The organism is Ferruginibacter sp., assembly GCF_028288465.1.
Taxonomy (GTDB): Bacteria; Bacteroidota; Bacteroidia; order Chitinophagales; family Chitinophagaceae; genus Ferruginibacter.
Map to the genome: position 1 here is coordinate 1 of NZ_JAQBNR010000094.1, position 5,257 is coordinate 5,257.

A 5,257-nucleotide genomic window follows, 5' to 3' on the forward strand; every position below is an offset into this window, starting at 1 on the left:
CGTCGAGACCTACGCCAAGCCATTTGAAGTCGGTCAGAATGGCGGTGGAAGCATTCGACACGGCCGTCCCACCCGTTCCTGTATAGCGTAGGATCGGATTTCCTACCGCAAGAAACGTCGCGCCCGACTTGATAATTAAGGGATCGTCGAACTCATAGACAGCAGACGCATGGCTCGGGTCGCCAATGGAAGCTTGGCCACCATCGGCGAAGAAGGCATTCAGAATGGCAGAGTTTTCCGCGCCAGCCCCTGCCTCTACGGAGAGTGGCAAAACGGCCGAAGGGAGACCGCCGACTAAATCGAAGTTCAGTGGCGTCGTCCTAACCGTCCCATCCGGCCTTCGGGTGAACAGCTTTCCATCGCGCTGATTGATGCCGATGCGCCCATCTCTCGACATTTCATCTGGCGTCGGCACATTGCCGGCTATATCAGACCAAATGATGCCCCGATCTTGAAAAGCAGCCATCAGAATTGATCCACTACGTCGTTATAGGTAGAGCCGCCAAGCGTGCCGTCATATGGCGTATCGCCGCGCAGGCGAGAGCGGCCCACAACCAGCATTCGACGCCCGCCAGCGGCTACGCCAGAGGCCCTGGCAATCGCTTCCTCGGCAGAGCGCATATCCTCGGCATAGTCGAAGCCCTTGGACTGCTTCCAGCGCCAGCGCACGCCCAGCGCAATGACATTCTCAGGAATGCGGCAAGTGTCGGTATCGGCCGACCATGTGTCCTTCGCGACGCCATCGACATCGCGGTATAGCTTTGTCGTGATGTAGGTGAGCGACATGGACAGCCCAGCGGACGGGGCCGGAGCCATCTGCAACACATCGCCGAAGATGCGGAACGATGCCGTCCAGCCGGAATAGCCGTTGGTCAGCGTCCGCCATTGTTCTTCGGTCGCGGGGCCTGCAATGCCCTGTTTGCGGGCCACATCATAAATCGCGCCGCGATCATCCTTGCGGAACGGAAAGCGCGCGAAATCCGCAGGCAAGGCACTCGCCTGCGCAACGCTCGCAACCGTGGTAAACGTCGCCTCAGTCAACAACTGCGGCCAGTCGATCCGTTCTGCCAATTCTTCCGCGTCAATGCGCGCAAGTTCCGTCAGCAAGACGGGATTCGGCAGATCGGACGATGCAGCGGAGGACGGCCGATCCTGCACACACAGGATGGCCGCCCGCTGGACGGTTGAGAGCAGCGTCAAGAGGCTTACTCGCCGTCGCCCGGCATCGTGGCGAGTTCAAGCGCCGCGTTGTAGATCGTCTCTTTCGAGGCGTTGCCGCTCGGAACACGCCCGCCCTTGCTGCGGATGTATTCTTTCAGTTCCTCGACCGTGCAGTCCTCAAGGGCTTTGTCTTCGCCTTCGGGGGCTTCCTCGGAGATTTCCTCATCCTCGACAACAGCCGGCATCGCAGGCGCGCGGCCATTAGCTTCCTCAAGCAACGCCTGCATGTCGGCAATCTGGCGCTGCTGCGCCGCGACCGTCGCCGCAAGAGCCGTCACGTCGGCCGTATCATTGGCCTTGGCGAGATAGGCCGTGGCTTGGTTCTTGAGCTCCCGGCCATCCATGCCGAGCGCCTTGAGGTTCTTGCCGTCCAGAGCCGAAAGGGCTTCGACCGTGCGGACGTTCAGCGCCTTGAGCTCGCTGCGTCGCGCCTGCGTCAGGAATGGCGCTTCCTCAAGCGGCGTGCCGGGGGCGGTCTGCTCAACCTGATCCTTGAACTGGCGATATTGTGCGGCATAGACCTGAGCGTAGGTGAGCGCCTCGCCGCCAGCCTTGGCCGCCTCGCGCGTGGCGTTCGGGTCATTTTCATGCGCCGGGAAGACGGAAACCTTGCCGCGCTCGCCGGCATAGCGGATTTCAACGACTTCGGTATCCTTGAACATAGGCCGGCCAGCCTTGAGGCTCGCGGCCTTGTCTTGCTTCGTGTGAATGCGGAAGCGCGCAACGATCTGATTGCTGGGGTTTGCCATGTCAGGCCCTCAAATGAAAAGGGCGACCCGAAGGCCGCCCTTGTGTTGATGGAAGGTTTTGGACCGATTACGCGGTCAGGCCGTCGTCCATATACGGACGGCTGATCTCGAACTCGGCCAGACCAGCCGAAGGCGTGCCCACGGCCGATGCGCCCTTGGCGCGCTTGACGAGATCGCCAGCGACAACCGTGTCGTCCACGCTGCCCGCCGTGGCGGTCGCATAGACGTTCGCATTGTCAAGAAAGCCGGTCAGCGCCTTGCCGATCGCCTTGCCCTGGATTTGATACCAGCCGTACTCGCCGGTAACTGTCGCCGCCATTGCGACCGCAACAGGGCCGATCGCATTGGCAGCAAGCAAGGTCGTGGACCAGTCGTCGGCGTTGTACGTCACCCACGTCCCGATCCCCGTCGTATCGAGGCCCTTGAGATAGATGAACTCGCCAGTCCCGTAGGTCTGGTCCTGCGCCGTGGCGATGTCGCCAAGCCATGGGCCGGGGACGCTGCGCCCCGCGCCGGTCGTCAGATGCGAAGCAATCGGCGGATGGCCGATGTTCGTATTGTGAAAGACGTAAGCCATGATCTCTGATCTCCTGAAAGAAAAAGGCGGCCCGAAAGCCGCCTATGAGGGTTGGAAGCCGCCTATCAGGAGGCCGTGTCGCTGTCGTAAAGCTTGCTCTGGAACATGGGGTTAGTCATCGTCAATTCGCCCATGAACCCGATGTAGCTGACCACCGCATCCTGATTGATCGGCATCATGGAGCGGCCGATCTTGTCGAAGTTGCGTTCCGGGTGATACCGAAGGCGCAGGCTGTCCGTGTCGATCAGGTAGGTGGTATTGGCGGGCATATTCGACCCGATGCCACTGTCCAGAACGACTTCGGTGCGGCGGCCGGCGCTGATAAATTCAATGCCGGTGAAGCCAAGTTTCGCCATGCCGCTTTCGTTGACGATGCGCTGATTGGCCATCATCGAGGCGTCGAGAGCGGCGTAATGCTCCGGCGACATGAGGATGAGATCAGCCGCCTGACGACCACGCTGGCGCGCCGTCATGATGACGTTGAGCATCGGCCGGATGGTGGTCGATGTCACCTGAGTTCCGATGGTCGGGAAATCAGTGTCGGCGTCATAGGTGTTGGTGCGCCAGATGGCGTTCGCGGCGCGATCGATGCCGCCATAAACGCCCGTGTCTTCGACGGTCGGAATAGCCGCCGCAAGGCCGGTCAGTTCCTTGCCGCCAAAGCGGGTTCCATCACCATGGAGCGAGATATCAACCTCGTCCTGCAGCTCACGCTCGGCGGCGTCAATATGCGCCTCCATCACGTCCATGAGCTGATTTGCGCCCTCGTTGTTGAGAATTTCCTCGTTGGTCAGGACAACCGCGATAGCCGCCATTTTGGGCGTCCATTCCGCGTCGTTGAACAACTCGGCCGGCACGGGGTTGAGGAAGTCATACCCGTTATACCAGACCGTCGAGCCGGTCTGATTGTAGAGCAGCCGTTCGCGGATTTTCGGGCCGCTGTAGGTCTTCCACAGACCCTTGCGCTTGAGGACTGACAGAAGCGCATTGTTGTTCGAAACGAGGTCCTGATACCCCTTCGAACGATCTTCCAACGCGAGAGACAAGATTTCCTGGTTTTTTTCAACTGCGGTGAGGGCGGCCATGTCGGCGCTCCTTTAATTGCGGATCAGCCCGCTTGCGCGATTGCGCGCTTGAGCGAATCCTTGATGGAGGACGAGGGCGGCCTTTGAGGCGGGGTTGAGCCGTTCGAAGGAGAGCCTGTGATGGATTTCGATCCCTTGAGGGTTTGAGCCGCAGGGTCGGAGAGCACCTTTGCCGGGGTTTCCGGCGCAGGATTGGATTGAGGCTTTTCCGCAGACGGATTGAGGATCGACGCCTTGCGGTATGCCTCGGGAAGATCGTTCGCCATCCCGCTGTTGATCAGTTTGACCATTTCGGGAAGCAAGTCTTCGAACCGATCGTTCTGCGATTTGAACGATTCGATTTCCTTGGTCTGGTAGCTCGCAACAACTTCCTTGAGCGACGCATTCTCGCTGTGAAGCTGATTGGCGATCTTGTAATGATGATCGGCCTTGGCGTTCAGTTCGCGCATTTGCGCGCCGATTGCCTCGGTATGCTGCTCTGGCGTGCGGCCAAGGATTTTCGCGGCGATCTCGCGCGGGTCTTTGCCGAGGTTCTGGCAAATCTGTTCGATGCCGGCCACATCGTCCTGCCGCAGCAGACGCTCAATCCCGACGTAGTTGTCCAGCGCCGCTTTGAGGTTCGTTCTCTGCTGCTTCGCGAGTTCGCCATATTCCTTGATCGGCTCGTATTCCTTGGCGGCTTCGCGATGCTTTTCGATACCCTGCGTCAGTTCGGTAATGGCGCGGTGCGTTTCGGTGCGGACGTGCTCCGGTGCGTCTTTCCATGCCGCCTTAGCTTCCGCCGTGAACCGCGCTGGCGGCTCGTGGTGCGGCGCAGCGTCCTTGCTGGCCTGTTCCGTAGCCGCATCGGCCTTCGGCGCATCAGCGGCGGGTTTTTCGGCCTCAGCGGGCGTTTTAGAGGCGAACTTGCCGGTCTCATCTCGCGCCGGGGCGTCTTCCTTCGGCTTGTCGGCTTTCGGATCAACCTTGGCCGGTGCTTTGTCATCCACCTTCGCCGCAGGCTTTTCAGCCGGCTTGGCTTCCGGCTTGGCCTTCTCGTCAGCCTCGACCTTTTCGGCCGCACGCTTCAAGGCGTCGCGGGATGTCGGCTCTGGTTTGGCGGGTTCCGGCTCTTTCGCCATTGGCTCCGCAGAGACAGGCGCGGGCGGGTTGACAATTTCCGCCTCGGGAGCGGACACAGGCGCGCTATCGGCTGGCGCGGATGCGCCTCCGGTATCAATATCGGACATGGTATTTCCTGTTTGAGAGGAAGGTTACTTGTTGACGCGTTCGCCGCGATTAAACCGCGCCTGCGCCTTCTCGATCGTTTGCCGAATAGCCCTGCGATCCGGCTTTGGCTTCACGCGCGGGCGAAGGCGGGCCGGATCATTTCCAACTTCAATCATCCCCATGCGCTTGTATTCGGCGCGTAGGGACGCTTTGCTGTCGTGCATCCGCCCCGTTGCCATGGACTGCACCGGCTCCATCACGTCAGACGCAATGCGCGGGCATGGGAAGGCGGAACGCTGGACGGTTCCAGGCTCGGGCCGGCTGATCTCGATTGGCTTGGACCAGTCGATCTCAGTGTAATTGGCGCGGAAGGCTGGCGTCATTGGCTCATTGTTTCCGTTTCGGACATGCTTTGC

7 protein-coding genes are annotated in these 5,257 nt (G+C 60.4%); all 7 read right to left on the reverse strand.

Translation table 11 applies throughout. The features are described from left to right. Window positions 1-466, reverse strand: a 466-nt coding sequence (locus JWR61_RS28150; RefSeq protein WP_301930974.1) for a hypothetical protein, incomplete at its 3' end; no start/stop codon positions are given. Continuing rightward, window positions 466-1,200 (reverse strand): hypothetical protein, encoded by a 735-nt coding sequence (locus JWR61_RS28155; RefSeq protein ID WP_301930975.1) that lies wholly within the window; start codon window positions 1,198-1,200, stop codon window positions 466-468. The genes JWR61_RS28150 and JWR61_RS28155, both read right to left, overlap by 1 nt. A 5-nt stretch (window positions 1,201-1,205) precedes the next feature. After that, complete coding sequence (locus tag JWR61_RS28160) at window positions 1,206-1,970, reverse strand: hypothetical protein (protein ID WP_301930976.1); 765 nt, start codon at window positions 1,968-1,970, stop codon at window positions 1,206-1,208. Window positions 1,971-2,037: 67 nt separating this feature from the next. Next, complete coding sequence (locus JWR61_RS28165; protein ID WP_301930977.1) at window positions 2,038-2,547, reverse strand: hypothetical protein; 510 nt, start codon at window positions 2,545-2,547, stop codon at window positions 2,038-2,040. 65 nt (window positions 2,548-2,612) lie between these two features. Then, entirely contained in the window at window positions 2,613-3,632 is a 1,020-nt protein-coding gene (locus tag JWR61_RS28170; RefSeq protein WP_301930978.1) for a phage major capsid protein, read from the reverse strand. 23 nt (window positions 3,633-3,655) lie between these two features. Further along, complete coding sequence (locus tag JWR61_RS28175; RefSeq protein ID WP_301930979.1) at window positions 3,656-4,861, reverse strand: hypothetical protein; 1,206 nt, start codon at window positions 4,859-4,861, stop codon at window positions 3,656-3,658. Between the two features lie 24 nt (window positions 4,862-4,885). Continuing rightward, window positions 4,886-5,257: hypothetical protein (locus JWR61_RS28180; protein WP_301930980.1), on the reverse strand; the 372-nt coding region annotated here is incomplete at its 5' end.

Bases quoted from the DNA above. Each gene is read 5' to 3' on its own strand.
- JWR61_RS28175 (WP_301930979.1), bottom strand. From the start codon at position 4,861: ATGTCCGATATTGATACCGGAGGCGCATCCGCGCCAGCCGATAGCGCG.
- JWR61_RS28160 (WP_301930976.1), bottom strand. From the start codon at position 1,970: ATGGCAAACCCCAGCAATCAGATCGTTGCGCGCTTCCGCATTCACACG.
- JWR61_RS28170 (WP_301930978.1), bottom strand. From the start codon at position 3,632: ATGGCCGCCCTCACCGCAGTTGAAAAAAACCAGGAAATCTTGTCTCTC.
- JWR61_RS28165 (WP_301930977.1), bottom strand. From the start codon at position 2,547: ATGGCTTACGTCTTTCACAATACGAACATCGGCCATCCGCCGATTGCT.